The 16,583-nt window shown below is 41.0% G+C and carries 13 protein-coding genes; 5 read left to right on the forward strand and 8 right to left on the reverse strand.

Translation table 11 applies throughout. The annotated features are described in order from the left end of the window. Nucleotides 1-9 precede the first annotated feature (9 nt). From BLQ18_RS06070 to BLQ18_RS06090, 5 genes are all read right to left on the reverse strand, one after another. Nucleotides 10-834 (reverse strand): thymidylate synthase, encoded by an 825-nt coding sequence (locus BLQ18_RS06070; RefSeq protein WP_090293489.1) that lies wholly within the window; start codon nt 832-834, stop codon nt 10-12. Between the two features lie 348 nt (nt 835-1,182). Beyond that, complete coding sequence (locus tag BLQ18_RS06075; RefSeq protein WP_245668081.1) at nt 1,183-2,535, reverse strand: NupC/NupG family nucleoside CNT transporter; 1,353 nt, start codon at nt 2,533-2,535, stop codon at nt 1,183-1,185. Nucleotides 2,536-2,649: 114 nt separating this feature from the next. Then, the gene (locus BLQ18_RS06080) at nt 2,650-3,279 is read right to left on the reverse strand and encodes a bifunctional nuclease family protein (RefSeq protein ID WP_090293491.1); all 630 of its coding nucleotides are present in this window, start codon (nt 3,277-3,279) and stop codon (nt 2,650-2,652) included. 89 nt (nt 3,280-3,368) lie between these two features. Beyond that, nucleotides 3,369-4,337 (reverse strand): electron transfer flavoprotein subunit alpha/FixB family protein, encoded by a 969-nt coding sequence (locus BLQ18_RS06085; protein WP_090293492.1) that lies wholly within the window; start codon nt 4,335-4,337, stop codon nt 3,369-3,371. Between the two features lie 14 nt (nt 4,338-4,351). Beyond that, entirely contained in the window at nt 4,352-5,098 is a 747-nt protein-coding gene (locus BLQ18_RS06090; RefSeq protein ID WP_090293493.1) for an electron transfer flavoprotein subunit beta/FixA family protein, read from the reverse strand. A 168-nt stretch (nt 5,099-5,266) separates the two neighbouring features. Here BLQ18_RS06090 and BLQ18_RS06095 point away from each other — a divergent pair, with 168 nt between their 5' ends. The 4 genes from BLQ18_RS06095 (at nt 5,267) to BLQ18_RS06110 (ending at nt 12,018) form a co-directional block, all read left to right on the forward strand. Continuing rightward, on the forward strand, nt 5,267-6,244 hold the full coding sequence (locus BLQ18_RS06095) for a pyruvate dehydrogenase complex E1 component subunit beta (RefSeq protein WP_090293494.1): 978 nt from the start codon (nt 5,267-5,269) through the stop codon (nt 6,242-6,244). A gap of 155 nt (nt 6,245-6,399) precedes the next feature. Next, a complete protein-coding gene (locus BLQ18_RS06100) occupies nt 6,400-8,895 on the forward strand; it encodes a DUF5686 and carboxypeptidase-like regulatory domain-containing protein (RefSeq protein WP_090293495.1) in 2,496 nt (831 codons plus the stop codon). 76 nt (nt 8,896-8,971) lie between these two features. Continuing rightward, complete coding sequence (locus BLQ18_RS06105; protein ID WP_090293496.1) at nt 8,972-9,499, forward strand: inorganic diphosphatase; 528 nt, start codon at nt 8,972-8,974, stop codon at nt 9,497-9,499. A 116-nt stretch (nt 9,500-9,615) separates the two neighbouring features. After that, nucleotides 9,616-12,018, forward strand: a complete 2,403-nt coding sequence (locus tag BLQ18_RS06110) for a sodium-translocating pyrophosphatase (RefSeq protein ID WP_090293497.1) — start codon at nt 9,616-9,618, stop codon at nt 12,016-12,018. A 93-nt stretch (nt 12,019-12,111) separates the two neighbouring features. On the opposite strand, the gene BLQ18_RS06115 is transcribed toward BLQ18_RS06110, so the two are convergent. From BLQ18_RS06115 to BLQ18_RS06125, 3 genes are all read right to left on the reverse strand, one after another. Continuing rightward, on the reverse strand, nt 12,112-12,828 hold the full coding sequence (locus BLQ18_RS06115) for an energy transducer TonB (RefSeq protein ID WP_090293498.1): 717 nt from the start codon (nt 12,826-12,828) through the stop codon (nt 12,112-12,114). Nucleotides 12,829-12,968: 140 nt separating this feature from the next. After that, a complete protein-coding gene (locus BLQ18_RS06120; RefSeq protein ID WP_090293499.1) occupies nt 12,969-14,246 on the reverse strand; it encodes a serine hydrolase domain-containing protein in 1,278 nt (425 codons plus the stop codon). 107 nt (nt 14,247-14,353) lie between these two features. Beyond that, the gene (locus tag BLQ18_RS06125; protein ID WP_090293500.1) at nt 14,354-14,971 is read right to left on the reverse strand and encodes a deoxynucleoside kinase; all 618 of its coding nucleotides are present in this window, start codon (nt 14,969-14,971) and stop codon (nt 14,354-14,356) included. 328 nt (nt 14,972-15,299) lie between these two features. Here BLQ18_RS06125 and metK point away from each other — a divergent pair, with 328 nt between their 5' ends. After that, entirely contained in the window at nt 15,300-16,553 is a 1,254-nt protein-coding gene (metK, locus tag BLQ18_RS06135) for a methionine adenosyltransferase (RefSeq protein WP_090293502.1), read from the forward strand. Nucleotides 16,554-16,583: the final 30 nt, after the last annotated feature.

The following is a 16,583-nucleotide window of genomic DNA, read 5'->3' on the forward strand; positions in this document are numbered from 1 at the left end:
TGATTGATTTTACACCGCAACCATACCCTTAATATGAGGATGTGGGTCATAGTTCAACAATTCAAAATCGTCAAAAGTAAAGTCAAAAATATCTGTTACTTCTGGGTTGATTTTCATGGTAGGCAAAGGGCGAGGGTCACGACTCAATTGTAGTTCTACCTGCTCCATATGGTTGTTGTAAATATGGGCATCACCAAAGGTGTGTATAAAATCCCCAGGCTGGTACCCGCAAACTTGGGCCATCATCATGGTGAACAATGCATAGGAGGCTATATTAAAAGGAACTCCTAAAAAGATGTCTGCACTGCGTTGGTACAATTGGCACGAAAGTTTGCCATCGGCCACATAAAACTGGAAAAATGCATGGCAAGGAGGGAGGGCGGCTTTTCCATTGGCTACATTTTCCGAAAACGAAACTGAAGTATCGGGTAAAACACTTGGGTTCCATGCAGAAACCAACATTCTGCGGCTATTCGGATTGTTTTTAAGGGATTCGATAACTTCCTTAATCTGGTCAATTTCATCACCGTTCCAATTACGCCATTGGTATCCGTACACGGGACCAAGATCACCATTTTCATCGGCCCACTCGTTCCAAATGCGTACGCCATTTTCTTGAAGATATTCAATATTGGTATCTCCTTTCAAAAACCACAACAGTTCATGGATAATGGATTTCAGGTGCAGTTTTTTGGTAGTCACCATCGGGAAACCCTCGGAAAGGTCAAATCGCATTTGATATCCAAAAACACTTAAAGTTCCTGTTCCTGTACGGTCGCCTTTTTGGTTGCCGTGTTCCAAAACATGTGTAAGAAGGTCGTGGTATTGTTTCATGCTGTCTAGTTCATTTTAAAAGTCATTTCGAACGATGGAATGAGGAGAAATCTAAGACATCTCGACTGCTCCTTCGGCTACGCTCAGGATACTAGCTCTAATCTGACAAAAAATCAATCCATCGAAATTACCTTAAAGCGTAGTTTTTTGAAATAGAAAATCTAAAGACTTATGAAAAGTTTATTAACCAGTTTCGATTGTAAATTGAAATTCGTCAACTCGAGTGATTTTTAGAGTGTGAACGAATAAAAATTGTATCGAGAGTCAGAATTTCAATAATGTAAAGCTTGTTCTCGATACTTTTTCCAAAGGAAAAAACTCGAACTGACGCTCCATAATTTCACCTCTTTACCCTAAAATCATCCCAGCAATTGTGGCAGAAAGCAAGGAGGCCAAAGAACCACCCAAAACGGCTTTCATTCCGAATTCGGATAAGGTTTTGCGCTGGCCAGGAGCCAAAGAACCAATACCGCCAATCTGGATTCCAATGGAAGCAAAGTTGGCAAAGCCACAAAGCATATAGGTGGCCATGATTACCGATTTGTTGTATGAAAAATGAACTCCGCTGGCGACATTTTTAAGATCCGCCAACTGAATATAGCCGACAAACTCACTTGCAGCCAATTTAATACCTAGCAGTTGACCCATGAGCATAATATCCTCGTTGGCAACTCCGATTAACCACATAAGTGGAGCAAAAATAGTTCCCAATATGGCTTCAATGGAAAAGCTTTCATAGGGGGAGTTGGCTGCAATCCAACTGTTGAATGTGGTCAGGTCTCCAACCCAACCTAAGATTCCATTGATCATGGCAATGAATGCAACGAACACCAAAAGCATGGCGCCCACATTCAAGGCCAATTTTAAACCTTCGGTAGTTCCGTTGGCAATGGCATCCAAAATGTTGGCTCCGATTTTTTCAGCAGAAACAGAAACGTCGGTGTTTACCTTTTCTGTTTGTGGGTAAAGTATTTTCGAAATAACAATGGCACCAGGAGCAGCCATTACGGACGCAGCCAAAAGGTGTTTGGCAAAAACCAATCGAAGTTCTGGGTCGTCACCCCCTAAAAATCCAATGTAAGCGGCCAAAACGGCTCCAGCAACGGTGGCCATTCCACCGATCATTACCAAAAGGATTTCGGAACGGTTCATTTTTTCCAAATAGGCTTTGATGAGCAAAGGAGCTTCAGTTTGTCCCAAGAAGATATTTCCTGCAACGGATAAACTTTCAGCACCAGATATGCCCAAGGATTTGGATAGCAACCATGCCATCCATTTCACGACTACTTGAATCACCCCTAAATAATAGAGTACTGAGGTCAAGGCAGAGAAAAATACGATGGTTGGCAGCACTTGGAATGCGAAAATGTATCCGAAAGTGTCCATATCCACTACCAAACCTTCAAATAGGAATTGGCTTCCTGCTCGAGTGTAATCTAAAATGCTGACAAATACAGCACCTACTTTTTCGAAAGCATATTGCACAAAGGAAACTTTCAATACCCCAATGGCAATCAATACTTGTAGTGAAAGACCGATTCCAACAGTTTTCCAATTAATGGCTTTTCGGTTGGAACTGAACAAAAATGAAATCAAAACCAAAACCGCCATTCCCAAAGCTCCTCTCAATAAAGTGCTTAAAGAAAAACCTTGGTTGGGAATAATTTCAGTTGATTGTGCCGTGGTGATTTCCTCGACCATGGTAGAACCGATGGCAACGTTTAAGGAATCTGCGGGTATGGAACTTTGGCCGAAAGCGACCGAACAAATGAGTAAAAGTATCAGGAAACTTTGGGTCTTTTTCGCCATGTAAGTTTATTTGCGCTTGGAAATTTCGTCCCTTAATTTGGCAGCCTTTTCGTAGTCTTCGTTGGCTACTGCCTTATCCAATTCTTTGTGGAGTTCCTCTAGCGACAACTCGCGATACCCTTGGGCTTCGGCGCCAGATTCAATCTCCACGGTTTCTCCTTCTTGGAGAATTTCATCCACTACAATACTGTCATCGTCATCTTCTTCTTTTTCTTTAGAAGAGAATTTTAAGAAGATGCCTGCCTTGTCCAAAATGGTTTTATATGTAAAAATAGGAGCATCAAAACGAAGGGCCAGAGCTATAGCGTCGCTAGTCCTTGCATCAATGATTTCCTCCACATTTTCGCGTTCGCAGATGATGCTGGAGTAAAACACCCCGTCTACTAATTTATGAATGATGACCTGCTTAACCACTATTTGAAACCGATCCGCGAAATTTTTGAACAAATCATGGGTCAAAGGTCTTGGTGGTTTTATCTCTTTTTCCAATGCAATGGCAATCGATTGTGCTTCAAAAGCGCCAATAACAATGGGTAATTTTCGGTCTCCCTCTACTTCGTTTAAAATAAGGGCATACGCGCCATTTTGTGTTTGACTGTATGATATCCCCTTTATTTTTAATCGTACTAAGCTCATATTATCCTCCTAAAACAAAAAAGGCTGTTCAAATAAGTGACATAACCAGTTATCTGAACAGCCCCTTGCAATGGGCAAATTAACAAAATTTAAGCGTTTTGGGCTTTAAATTCCTTTAATTTTTCGATGAGTTCGGGCACTACCTCAAAGGCATCGCCGACTATTCCGTAATCTGCTGCTTTAAAGAATGGAGCCTCAGGGTCGTTGTTGATCACCACTTTTACTTTGGAGGCGCTCACACCTGCCAAATGTTGAATCGCTCCTGAAATACCAATGGCGATATAAAGATTACTCGCTACAGGTTTTCCAGTTTGACCAACGTGTTCGCTATGCGGACGCCATCCTAAATCGGAAACAGGTTTGGAGCAAGCGGTTGCAGCTCCCAAAACATCGGCCAATTCTTCCACCATGCCCCAGTGTTCAGGACCTTTTAGGCCACGACCTCCAGAAACAACAATATCGGCATCGGCAATGGTTACTTTTCCTGCAACTCTATCCACTTCTACCGATTTTACGGCAAAATCGCCATCGGTCAAAGATGGGTTAAAATCTTCTACGGATGCAGAAACAGCATTTTCCACAACTCCATATGCATTGTTAGAAACTCCAACGATTTTGATATCGGATGAGATTTCGGTATGTACGAAGCCTTTATTACTGAAAGCCGTTCTTTTTACCACAAAAGGTGATGTGCTATCAGGTGCAGCAACAACATTTGGGGCATATCCTGCGCCTAATTTAGCAGCCAAAATTGGAGCCAAATATTTGGTATCTGCCGTTGAACTTAAAATGACAACTTTTGCATCTTCCGCTTTTACCGCTTGTGCCAAGACATCTGCGTAGGCTTTTGCACTGAAAGTAGATAGAGCATCATAGGATACGTTTAAAACTTTTGAAACTCCATAAGTGCCCAATGCTGCAGCATCTTCTGCATTAAAAGCAACAGCGGTAACCGTTGTGCCTAGATCTTGGGCCACTTTATGTGCGTAAGAGGCCACTTCAAAGGCATTTTTTTTGAATTTTCCCTTAAGGGATTCGGTATATACTAATACTGACATAATGTTTTTCTTGTTTAGATAACTTTCGCTTCGTTGTGCAATAGTTCGACCAATTCTCCTACGTTGCCTGCATCTACCAATTTAACTGGTCCTTTGGCAGCTGGTTTATCAAATTTTTGGTCTTGGGTGGGTTGGGAAGCATCAATAGGCTCCACAACATTCAAAGCTTTTTTACGTGCCATCATAATTCCTCTCATGTTCGGAATTTTGAGGTCACTTTCTTCAACCAATCCTTTTTGACCTCCAATAACCAAGGGTAGGGAAGTGCTTAATTTTTCTTTTCCGCCATCAATTTCGCGAATGGCTGTAGCTGTGGTGCCATCAATTTCCAATCCAATGCACATGTTCACAAAGTTCATGTCCAAAAGGGTAGCAAGAATACCAGGAACCATCCCGCCGTTGTAATCAATGGATTCACGTCCAGCAATTACAAGTTCATAACCACCGTTTTTCACCACTTCGGCCAATTGTTGGGCTACATAAAAACCATCTTTGGGTTCGGCATTCACTCGAATGGCCTCATCGGCTCCAATAGCCAATGCTTTTCTTATGGTAGGTTCAGTTTGTGCACCACCTACCGTGGCCACGTGAACCGTTGCACCTTGTTTTTCTTTGAACCACATGGCTCGCGTTAATCCAAATTCATCATTTGGATTAATCACAAATTGCACCCCGTTTGTGTCAAACTTGGTGTCGCCTTCCGTAAAATTGATTTTGGAAGTAGTATCCGGTACGTTGCTAATGCAAACTAAAATCTTCATATATACTTTAGGTTTATCTGCTCAAATATAAAGATAAAATTGATAATTTATTATGCATGCATAATAAATTTTGTTGTTTTTTTTGGTTTCAGGCACGGTAATGTTCGTCTACTTTTTGCTATTTTTGCTTGCGTTTTTAAGCACACCAACTAATTTTAGTACGATTCAATGAAAACATTACAATTTAGGGAAGCCATTGCGGAGGCAATGTCCGAAGAAATGCGCAGAGATGATTCCATTTATTTAATGGGTGAAGAGGTGGCCGAGTACAACGGTGCCTATAAAGCTTCAAAAGGAATGTTGGACGAATTTGGGCCGGAGCGTGTGCTGGATACCCCAATTTCTGAGTTAGGCTTTGCTGGAATCGGTGTAGGTTCTGCTATGAACGGAAACAGACCCATCATAGAATTTATGACATTCAACTTCTCCTTGGTGGGAATTGATCAAATTATAAACAACGCTGCAAAAATCCGTCAGATGTCGGCAGGTCAATTTAATTGCCCTATCGTATTTAGAGGGCCAACAGCATCTGCAGGTCAGTTGGCAGCGACACACTCCCAAGCTTTTGAAAGCTGGTACGCAAACTGTCCAGGTTTAAAAGTAGTGGTGCCATCCAACCCAGCCGATGCAAAAGGATTGTTGAAAGCAGCCATTCGTGATGACGATCCTGTGATTTTTATGGAGTCTGAGCAGATGTACGGTGATAAAGGTGAGGTACCAGAAGGAGAATACACCATTCCATTGGGTGTGGCCGATATTAAAAGAGAAGGTACAGATGTGACCATTGTTTCTTTCGGAAAAATCATAAAAGAAGCTTACAAGGCTGCCGATGAATTGGAGAAAGAAGGAATCAGTTGTGAAATCATCGATTTGAGAACTGTTCGTCCAATGGACCACGCTACTATTTTGAATTCGGTTAAGAAAACCAACAGAATGGTGATTTTGGAAGAAGCTTGGCCATTTGGTAACGTAGCGACTGAAATTATCTATCATGTACAAGATAAAGCATTCGATTATTTGGATGCCCCTATCGTAAAATTGAATACTGCAGATACCCCAGCACCATACTCGCCAGTGCTTTTGGCCGATTGGTTGCCAAACGCTGACGATGTGATCAAGGCTGTTAAAAAGGTGTTATATAAGTAGTAAAATCATATTTGTAAGGTATATTAGCCCTATCAACTTAGTTGATGGGGCTTTTTTTGGGAACAATTTTTTGATAACTAATTCATTTAATCCAAATTTGAACTAAGGTTAGGATAGAAAACCAATAGGTTTTGTTTTGTCCCTAATATCCGCTCATGAAAAAATTCCTTCTTCCCTTATTTTTTCTTTTTTGTATCACTGCTTTTGGTCAAACCAAGGTGGAAGGTATGGTTACTGACGATTCTGGGATGCCAGTGGCTTTTGCCAATATTATCTTTATTAACTCATCCGAAGGAACCATCACTAATGATAATGGCCATTTTTATCTCGAGTCAGACGAAACCTATGATGCCATCAAGATTTCATTTATCGGATACGAGACCAAGGTGATTGAATTGACCCAAAAGGTAAATTATGGGTTGGAAATTGTACTTGCCGAATCCGCCGAAGCACTTCAAGAAGTGGTCGTCTACACGGGAAAGCAATCCAAAAAGAACAATCCTGCGATAGAAATTCTTAAAAAAATATGGGCTAAAAAACGTCAGAATGGGGTTCGGATGTTCGACCAATATCAATACGATAAATACGAGAAAATAGAATTCGACCTCAATACCATTGACAGTGCCATGATCAAGAGCAAGCTGTTTAAAGGGTTGGAATTTATGTTCGAGGATTTGGATACTTCAAGAATCACGGGAAAAACTTATTTGCCCATTTTCTTGAATGAAACCTTTTCCAAAGTTTATGGGGATAATAATCTTGATCGTGAAAAAGAGGATGTTTTAGGGAATAAAAATTCAGGATTTAGTGGAAATCAAGCCATAACGGCATTTGTGGAAGACTTGTATTCCGACTACAATATCTATAACAATTACCTCAAGTTTTTCGACAAGAGTTTTACCAGCCCACTCTCTAAAACAGGAGTGGATGTCTATAATTATGTATTGTCCGATAGTACCTTCATTGATAATAAATGGTGTTATAATATTATTTATTACCCAAGGCGAAAAAACGAGCTTACCTTTAAGGGGGATTTTTGGGTGAACGATACCACCTTTGCCATCAAGAAGATTAACATGCAGGTCACCAAAAGTGCTAACATCAATTGGGTTAAGGATATCTATATTGAGCAGGATTTTGACGTGGTCAATGATTCGGTGTTTTTGCTGAAACGGGATTATATGTTGAGTGATTTCAGTTTCACCAAAAAAGAGGAATCCAAAGGGGTATATGGCAAGCGAACCACAGTTTTTGATAATTACAATTTTAATATTCCACGAACTGAAGATTTTTACAAAGCGGTCTCTGACCCCTACGACCCTCGGGTTTTTGAGCAGGACAGCGCCTTTTGGAAAAATGCACGTTTGGAACAGCTCAATGATGATGAAGCAGGAATCTTTAATCTGCTCGATACCTTAAAAACAGTTCCTAAGTTCAGAACTTACTACGATTTGGTCAGTATTTTGGGCTCGGGCTATATCGAAATCGATAAATGGAACATTGACCTTGGGGATATTTATAGTTCGGTTGGTGTTAACGATGCGGAAGGGATTCGTTTGCGGGGAGGCGCACGTACCTATTTTGGCCAGAATGATATGTGGCGCTTGGAAGGATATATGGCCTATGGTTTTGATGATAAAAAATTCAAACATGGCTTTCAAGGCAAGTTCTTGTTGGATCGAAAAAACCGATTGATCATTTCTGGGGGTAATCGGCGTGATATTGAACAACTGGGATTGAGCTTGACCAGCACCAATGATGTAATGGGTAGGAGTATAGCATCCTCATCTTTAGTGACCGTTGGAACAAATGATAGGTTGAGCAACATTAATCTGTCAACCTTTAATATAGAAATAGAGCCCTTTACCAATGTAAAATTGAATATTGGCAGTTCCTATCGCGAATTAAGTTCTGCATTGCCAGATGCCTTTAGTTTGGATTATGTGGATTCCACTTTGCCAACAGGTATATCTTCTGAAGTAAAACAATTTGATATCAGCACTACCTTAATTTATACTCCAGGAAAGCGAACCATAGGTTATGGAGTGGAACGTTCCGATATCAATGATGACTACAGTACCATATTTATTAAGTACACTCACGGGATCGATGGCTTTTTGGAAAGTGATTTCGATTTTAAAAAATTGCAATTTTCATATACCCAACCATGGCAAGTTGGTGGTTTTGGGAGATTGACGACAAGTATTGAGGCAGGTAAGACTTTCGGAGCAGTTCCATTGAGTTTGCTCAGTGTTATTCCAGGGAACCAAACTTTGTTTACCATATATAATGTATTCCCCAACTTGGATTTTTATGAATTCGTGACCGATACCTATGTAACAGTCCACTTGGAACACAATTTTAATGGAAGGTTGTTTTCTAGAATTCCCTTTTTGCGCAAACTTAATTTAAGGGAAATAATTGGTGTTCGAGGTGCGTGGGGTGAGCTATCGGAAGAGAATATTGCTTTAAGTGCACCCACCAATATTCCGTTACAGGCACCCACCGATAAATTGTATTGGGAATATTCCTTTGGGGTTGGCAACATCTTTAAAATATTCAGGATTGACTTCAATTTTAGAGGAAATTACCTAGAGAATCCCGATGCAAGACGATTTGGAGTAACAGGAAGTTTCGGATTTAGTTTTTAATTCCAATGAAATGAGCAATTTATTCGGCTTATTCCAGTTGTACTAGTTATTTTTGTCAAATAAATAAATCTCTAAAATGTCAAAAAAACCACGTATAACCTTTGATGTACTGGTAGAAATTCCCAAAGGTAGCCGAAACAAGTACGAATACGACTTTACCCTAAACAAAATCCGATTCGATAGAACCTTATTTTCCTCGATGATGTATCCTGGAGATTATGGTTTTATTCCAGAAACATTAGCATTGGATGGAGATCCGTTGGATGTATTGGTGTTGAGTACCGAACCAACCTACCCAATGGTGGTAATAGAAGTGAAGCCCGTAGGTGTTTTCCACATGACGGATGAAAAAGGTCCAGATGAAAAAATCATTTGTGTACCCGTTTCTGACCCTATCTGGAGTAAAAGAGACGACATCAGCGAATTGAACCCACACCGTTTAAAAGAGATTGAACACTTCTTTCAAGTATATAAAGATTTGGAAGAGAAGAAAGTAGATGTTGGTGGTTGGGGCGATGTAAATGAAGCCGTAAAAATCTATGAAGAATGTGTTGCGCGTTATGAAGATAGCGACCACAAAAAGAAAAGGACTTTCACAATATAGATTACATAACAATAACATTAAAAAAATGCGCTTTTATTAATTAAAAGCGCATTTTTTTTATTACTTCGTATTTTACTACATTAGCTACCATTGTAAAATACTAAACAACTCAATCTATGGAATTAATCGTGAAGTTTTTGCCCATTTTCGGTGTCTTGGGCCTATTGTACGTTTTTATTAAAAATGTATGGATCTCCAAACAAGAGGTCGGGGACGAAAAAATGGCAAGAATTGCCAAGAACATTGCCGATGGGGCAATGTCATTCTTAAAGGCAGAATATAAAATACTGAGCATTTTTGTTGTAGCAGTTGCCGTGTTGCTTTTCTTTAAAGGAAGTAATGAGGCAGGTTCCAATGGAATGGTGGCTGTCTCCTTTATAGTTGGGGCCATTTGTTCAGCCCTTGCTGGTTTTATTGGAATGAAAGTGGCAACCAAAGCCAATGTAAGGACTACCAACGCTGCAAGAACCTCTTTGGGGAAAGCACTGGAAGTCGCCTTTGCTGGGGGAGCTGTTATGGGTCTTGGTGTAGTAGGTCTCGGTGTTTTAGGATTGAGTGGACTTTTTATGATTTATAGCGGTCAAGGTTGGGAAATCGGTGAAGTGCTGAATGTGCTTTCCGGATTTTCATTAGGAGCCTCGTCCATTGCACTTTTCGCTCGTGTTGGTGGTGGAATTTACACCAAAGCAGCAGATGTTGGAGCTGATTTAGTGGGTAAGGTAGAAGCAGGTATTCCAGAAGATCACCCTTTAAACCCTGCAACTATTGCAGACAATGTTGGGGACAATGTTGGAGATGTTGCAGGAATGGGAGCTGACCTTTTCGAATCTTACGTAGGATCTATTATCGGTACCATGGTTTTAGGTGCTGTTTTTGCTGGACTACCCGAGTTTCAATCAGCTTATGATGGTTTGGGTGCAGTGTATTTGCCACTGGCATTGGCTGCTGTAGGAATCATCATGTCAATCATTGGTACTTTCTTTGTAAAAGTTAAGGATGGCGGAAATCCACAAACCGCTTTGAATATTGGAGAATTTGGATCGGCAGCATTAATGCTGATTGCGTCCTATTTTATAATAAATGCCATGTTGCCAGAATCTTGGATGGAGGGTGGCAATGAATTTACCTCCATGGGTGTTTTTTGGGCCACAATTGCAGGTCTTGTTGCAGGACTTTTGGTTGGAAAGGTAACCGAATACTATACAGGAACAGGCACAAAACCTGTTAATTCAATTGTTCGACAATCCGATACAGGAGCTGCAACCAATATTATTGCAGGTTTGGGTGTAGGGATGATGTCAACAGCCATTCCTATTATTTTAATAGCTGCTGCAATTTTGGTTTCCCATTATTTTGCAGGATTATATGGAATTGCCATTGCAGCTGTGGGAATGTTGGCCAATACAGGAATCCAGTTGGCCGTTGATGCCTACGGACCTATATCAGATAATGCAGGTGGAATTGCCGAAATGGCCGAATTGCCGAGTGAAGTTCGCGAAAGGACCGATAAATTGGATGCCGTAGGCAACACAACCGCAGCCATCGGAAAGGGATTTGCTATTGCGTCTGCCGCATTGACCGCCTTGGCGTTATTTGCTGCCTTTATGAAAACAGCTGGCGTTAAATCCATTGATGTATCCCAACCCGATATTATGGCGGGACTCTTAGTAGGAGGAATGCTTCCATTTGTATTCTCGGCTTTGTCCATGAATGCCGTAGGTAGAGCAGCCATGTCCATGATCGAGGAAGTACGTCGTCAGTTTAGGGACATTCCTAAACTAAAAGCTGCTTTGGAAGTGATGCGTAAGTACGATGCGGACCTTTCCAAAGCCAGTAAGGAAGATATGGAGATTTTTGAAGCTGCAGATGGTGTGGCCGAATACGATAAATGTGTGGAAATTTCTACCCAAGCATCCATTAAGGAAATGGTTATGCCAGGATTATTGGCCATTGCCGTTCCCGTGGCTGTTGGTTTTATCGGTGGAGCTGAAATGTTAGGTGGACTTTTGGCAGGAGTTACCACCGCTGGAGTTTTGATGGCCATATTCCAATCTAATGCAGGTGGAGCATGGGACAACGCGAAAAAAACCATCGAAAGTGAAGGTAAAAAAGGAACCGATGCACACAAAGCAGCTGTTGTGGGAGATACCGTTGGTGATCCTTTTAAGGATACTTCTGGTCCTTCTTTAAATATTTTGCTTAAATTGATGTCTGTAGTGGCATTGGTCATCGCACCAAGTTTAGTGAGTTTGGCTCCTGCGGATGAATTGTCCATCACCAAAGAAGATGGAACTGTTATCACGGTTACCGACCATGGAATGATGGAAACCAAAGCAGTTGAAAAGCAAATCCGTGTTGAGGTAAGCAATACTGAAGACGGAGCGTTTAAAGCTGTTGTGACCACTAGTACCGAAATGAATGGTGAGTTGGTGGAAGAAACCGAAGAGTTTACAGCCGCTACCAAAGAAGAATTGGAGAAAAAAATTCAAGAATATAAGAGTGCCGAGGCAAAGGATTAGCTCGCGCTTTACATAAAGCTGGAAAAACCACGCCCAACGGCGTGGTTTTTTTATTTAATCGGGTTGAATGTCATATCGAGCGAAGTCGAGATATCAATTCAATTTAAAAGTAATCGGTAGGGTATAAGTTACCTTTACTTGTTTTCCACCTTGTTTTCCTGGGGTCATTGTAGGTAATTTGGAAATTATTCGAGTTGCTTCATTTTCTAAAGTTTCATGTGGCCCTCGAAACTTAATATTTCCAATATCGCCGTTTTTTTCAATGGTGAATCTGATATCTACCCTGCCTTGCAATCCCATTTCTTGAGCCACTTCGGGATATCTAAAATTTTTACGGATATGTTTTTTCATCATCTCTTGGAAACAATCACGTTTACCTTTTTCTGTGGTTTCACCCTCACAACCAGGGAAAATTGGCACATTTTCCACTGAAATGATAGGTATTTCTTCATCGATTTCTTCTTCTTCAACTTTAATATCGTCTACTTCTGCCACAGGAGTATCTTGATTGGTGTCGTCAGGTTCAATAACTGGTTCGACAATATCATCTTCATCATCCGCAATCTCAATTTTTGGCGGGGTTTGAATTTTGGGTTTGGGAGGTTCTGGTAGTTTTTGAAAGGTGATCGGCACTTCTTCATCAGGTAAAAGGTTTGGGTCTAATTGTCCAATATCCCAATCCGATTTTGGGTCGAAGGTTTTCCATTCCAATGCCAAAAAGGTGAGCAGTAAAATAAAGGTCATTCCAACCATAAAATACAGCAAGCTGTTTTTTCTAAGGTCTAACTGTGGGTTCTTTTTCGGTCTCATAATATCATAGTTTTTGAGCCTATAAAAGGCATAGTTAATAGTGATGGGTAAATCCCAATCCTAAACTAACTTCAAAAACAACCGAAATAAAGTGCCAATGAGGGAACGAATCTCTTGAGTGAGTAAACGGGAATTATTTTTTAATCCACTATGGCTTGATAGATCAATGCACGTAATTTTCCATGGTCATCAATGTCTCCAGACGGAATCAATTGTGTAAAATAGACCACCACCATTTCTTCTTGGTGATCTACCCAATAGGAAGAATGGTAGGCGCCACCCCAACCATATTCGCCAACAGAACCCAATGTGCCAAGGTCTCCTAAATCTTCAACCACTGAAAAGCCCAATCCAAAACCAGTTCCACCTACCCAAGGGAATTGTGCCTTGCCCAAATGGTTAACGGTCATCAATTCCACAGATTTTCTGGAAAGGATGCGATTTCCGTTAAAAACACCTTTGTTCAACATCATTTGCAGGAATTTGGCATAATCCATCGATGTGCTCAATAGCCCAGCACCCCCCGAAAAACTTGTTCGTGGTCCATCTACATAAGCTCCTTGGCCTACCATGCCACCAGGAGTTGGGGCTGGCTCCAAACCATTTTCAGTAGGGGAATACACAACGGCTAAACGTGCTCTTTTTGCTTCGGGAAGATAAAAATGGGTGTCTGTCATGCCCAGAGGTTCAAGGATATTTTTCTTTAGAAAAACATCCAAAGGTTCTCCAGAGACCACTTCAATCAAAGCGCCAAGGATATCGGTGTTGTAACCGTATTCAAATTTTTCACCAGGTTGGGCTTCAAAAGGTAGGTCGCCCATTCTGTTGATTGTCGCTTGAATAGGTTCTTCGCGGTCCGCAAAATACCATCCTTGAATTCCTGCTTTTTCCCATAAATTTGCCGAAATACCACTACCATAAGAAACTCCAGAAGTATGGGTGAGCAAATCTCGAATGGTGATGGGTCTCTCCGCGTCAACAATGTCGTAGCCCCCATCATCCTTGCGAACAGCTACTTTGGTTTTTTGAAATGCGGGCATAAACTTGCCCACCTGGTCTGTAATCAATAATTTGCCTCGTTCCTGAAGTATCATCACCCCAACACTTACAATAGCTTTGGTCTGAGATGCAATTCGAAAAATGGAACCTTCGGTCATCGGAACATTATTTACAATGTCATTTTTGCCAAAAGTTTCGAAATAGGCAATTTTACCTTTTCGTGCTACCAAAATGGATGCACCAGGCAATCTGTTCTGATCCACATACTCTTGAAAAGTTGAAGTCAAATATGCAAGGCGTTCCGAGGACATGCCCACTTGTTCTGCGGGTACTTTGGCAAGTTCTTGTGCATAGGTGAAAACTTGCAGGAACAATGCAATGAACAAAACTTTAAATGGGATTGGATGTTTAGTGGTCATGGTAGTGCTTTTTGGTTATTTGGATATGCAAATACCATTAAATATACCCAATATTCTTTCAATCAAAAGAATAGAAAATAAAGTAATTGAAAATTTAGAAGCAGGAATTATTCAAACAACCCGTGAATCTCACCATCAATGCGGTTGATCACTTCACCTAAATCTTCGGGATTGTCCACAAAATCCAGATTGTCCACATCAAAAATAATGAGCTTTCCTTTGGCATAGGTGTTCACCCAAGCTTCGTAACGCTCGTTCAAACGGCTGAGGTAATCAATGGAAATTGAATTTTCATAATCCCGACCACGCTTGTGAATCTGGCTCACCAAATTGGGAATGGTACTTCTAAGGTAAATCAATAGATCTGGTGGTTGCACCAAGCTCTCCATCAACTCAAAAAGACTTTTGTAGTTTTCAAAATCTCGGTTGGTCATCAACCCCATCGCATGCAAGTTGGGTGCAAAAATGTGCGCATCCTCATAAATGGTTCGATCTTGAATCACACTTTTTCCACTTTCCCTAATTTTCAGAATCTGACGGTATCTACTGTTCAAAAAGTAAATCTGCAGGTTAAAGCTCCAACGCTCCATTTGGGTATAAAAATCATCCAAATAAGGATTGTCAACCACATCCTCAAAATGGGCATCCCACTTATAGTGTTTGGCCAATAGATTTGTTAAGGTGGTTTTGCCAGCGCCAATGTTACCTGCAACAGCAATATGCATAGGGGTGAGTGTTTAAAAGTTGGTGTTTATGATCAGGGAAATTCTAATCGCCGCAATATACAAAGTATATCCAGTAGACGAAAAAAAACTGGTTAAATAGCCCTTATAAAAAAGCATCGTCAACAAAGTTTTAAAATATGTGGCAAATACGTACTTTTGCACCTCAAAACGAGGAAAGATTTGACTGATTGCAACCTCAGATGCCAGGAAAGAGGGCACAAGAAAAATGCTAAAGCAGTTCAAACCCATGGTGGTTTGACTCCTCTTCATTAATGATTGAGAGCTTCGGTTGCAGGTCTAAGTCGAGATTTCCCATTAATTAAACGTAATGTCATATTTATTTACATCAGAATCCGTTAGCGAAGGACATCCAGATAAGATTGCGGATCAGATAAGTGATGCATTGTTGGATAATTTTTTGGCCTTTGATCCTGAAAGCAAGGTGGCCTGTGAAACTTTGGTGACCACGGGACAAGTAGTGCTTGCTGGGGAGGTGAAAAGTCATACCTATGTTGATTTGCAGAGCATTGCCCGTGAGGTGATCAATAAAATTGGGTACACCAAGGGGGAATATCAGTTCAGTGGTGATTCATGTGGTGTGATTTCTTTGATTCACGAACAATCCCAAGATATTAACCAAGGGGTTGACCGTGGGAGCAAAGAGGAGCAAGGTGCTGGTGATCAAGGAATGATGTTCGGTTATGCCACCAAGGAAACCGAAAACTATATGCCTTTGGCTTTGGATATTTCCCATAAGATTCTTCAGGTGTTGGCCGAATTGAGAAGAGAAGGTACCCGAATTCCATATTTAAGACCCGATGCAAAAGCACAGGTGACCATCGAATATTCTGATGATAATGTGCCACAGCGAATTGATACGATTGTAGTTTCAACCCAACATGATGAGTTTGATGCCGATGAGGTGATGTTGGCCAAAATCAAAGAGGATATCATCCAGATTTTGATTCCTGAAGTGCAAAAGTTGTTACCTGAAGCCATTCAAAAGCTATTTACCGATAGTATTAAATACCACATTAATCCAACGGGGAAATTCGTAATTGGTGGACCTCATGGTGATGCAGGTCTTACGGGTAGAAAAATTATTGTGGATACCTACGGGGGCAAAGGGGCACACGGTGGTGGTGCTTTTAGCGGGAAAGATCCAAGCAAAGTGGATAGAAGTGCTGCTTACGCCGCTCGTCATGTAGCCAAAAACTTGGTAGCTGCGGGAGTTGCCGATGAAATTTTGGTACAAGTAAGTTACGCCATTGGAGTGGTAGAGCCTACCTCCATTTTTGTGGAAACTTACGGTACTTCCAAACTAGGATTAAGTGATGGTGAAATCGCCAAAAAGGCTTCGGAATTGTTCGATATGAGACCTTTTGCCATTGAAGAACGCCTAAAATTGCGCAATCCCATTTATTTGGAAACTGCAGCTTATGGACACATGGGCAAGCAGCCACAAACCTTGACCAAGGTATACGAGTCACCTTATAATGGTAGAATCGAGAAAGAAGTGGAACTCTTCACTTGGGAAAAATTGGATATGGTAGATCAGGTGAAAGAAGCCTTTGACCTTTAATCCATTAACAATATAAAATGAAAAAGGAGT

It is taken from the genome of Flagellimonas zhangzhouensis (genome assembly GCF_900102925.1).
GTDB classification, from domain to species: domain Bacteria; phylum Bacteroidota; class Bacteroidia; order Flavobacteriales; family Flavobacteriaceae; genus Flagellimonas; species Flagellimonas zhangzhouensis.

Excerpts from the sequence above, each read along its gene's own strand:
- BLQ18_RS06070 (WP_090293489.1), bottom strand. The coding sequence starts at position 834 with ATGAAACAATACCACGACCTTCTTACACATGTTTTGGAACACGGCAAC.
- BLQ18_RS06075 (WP_245668081.1), bottom strand. The coding sequence starts at position 2,535 with ATGGTCGAGGAAATCACCACGGCACAATCAACTGAAATTATTCCCAAC.
- BLQ18_RS06080 (WP_090293491.1), bottom strand. The coding sequence starts at position 3,279 with ATGAGCTTAGTACGATTAAAAATAAAGGGGATATCATACAGTCAAACA.
- BLQ18_RS06085 (WP_090293492.1), bottom strand. The coding sequence starts at position 4,337 with ATGTCAGTATTAGTATATACCGAATCCCTTAAGGGAAAATTCAAAAAA.
- BLQ18_RS06090 (WP_090293493.1), bottom strand. The coding sequence starts at position 5,098 with ATGAAGATTTTAGTTTGCATTAGCAACGTACCGGATACTACTTCCAAA.
- BLQ18_RS06095 (WP_090293494.1), top strand. The coding sequence starts at position 5,267 with ATGAAAACATTACAATTTAGGGAAGCCATTGCGGAGGCAATGTCCGAA.
- BLQ18_RS06100 (WP_090293495.1), top strand. The coding sequence starts at position 6,400 with ATGAAAAAATTCCTTCTTCCCTTATTTTTTCTTTTTTGTATCACTGCT.
- BLQ18_RS06105 (WP_090293496.1), top strand. The coding sequence starts at position 8,972 with ATGTCAAAAAAACCACGTATAACCTTTGATGTACTGGTAGAAATTCCC.
- BLQ18_RS06110 (WP_090293497.1), top strand. The coding sequence starts at position 9,616 with ATGGAATTAATCGTGAAGTTTTTGCCCATTTTCGGTGTCTTGGGCCTA.
- BLQ18_RS06115 (WP_090293498.1), bottom strand. The coding sequence starts at position 12,828 with ATGAGACCGAAAAAGAACCCACAGTTAGACCTTAGAAAAAACAGCTTG.
- BLQ18_RS06120 (WP_090293499.1), bottom strand. The coding sequence starts at position 14,246 with ATGACCACTAAACATCCAATCCCATTTAAAGTTTTGTTCATTGCATTG.
- BLQ18_RS06125 (WP_090293500.1), bottom strand. The coding sequence starts at position 14,971 with ATGCATATTGCTGTTGCAGGTAACATTGGCGCTGGCAAAACCACCTTA.
- metK (WP_090293502.1), top strand. The coding sequence starts at position 15,300 with ATGTCATATTTATTTACATCAGAATCCGTTAGCGAAGGACATCCAGAT.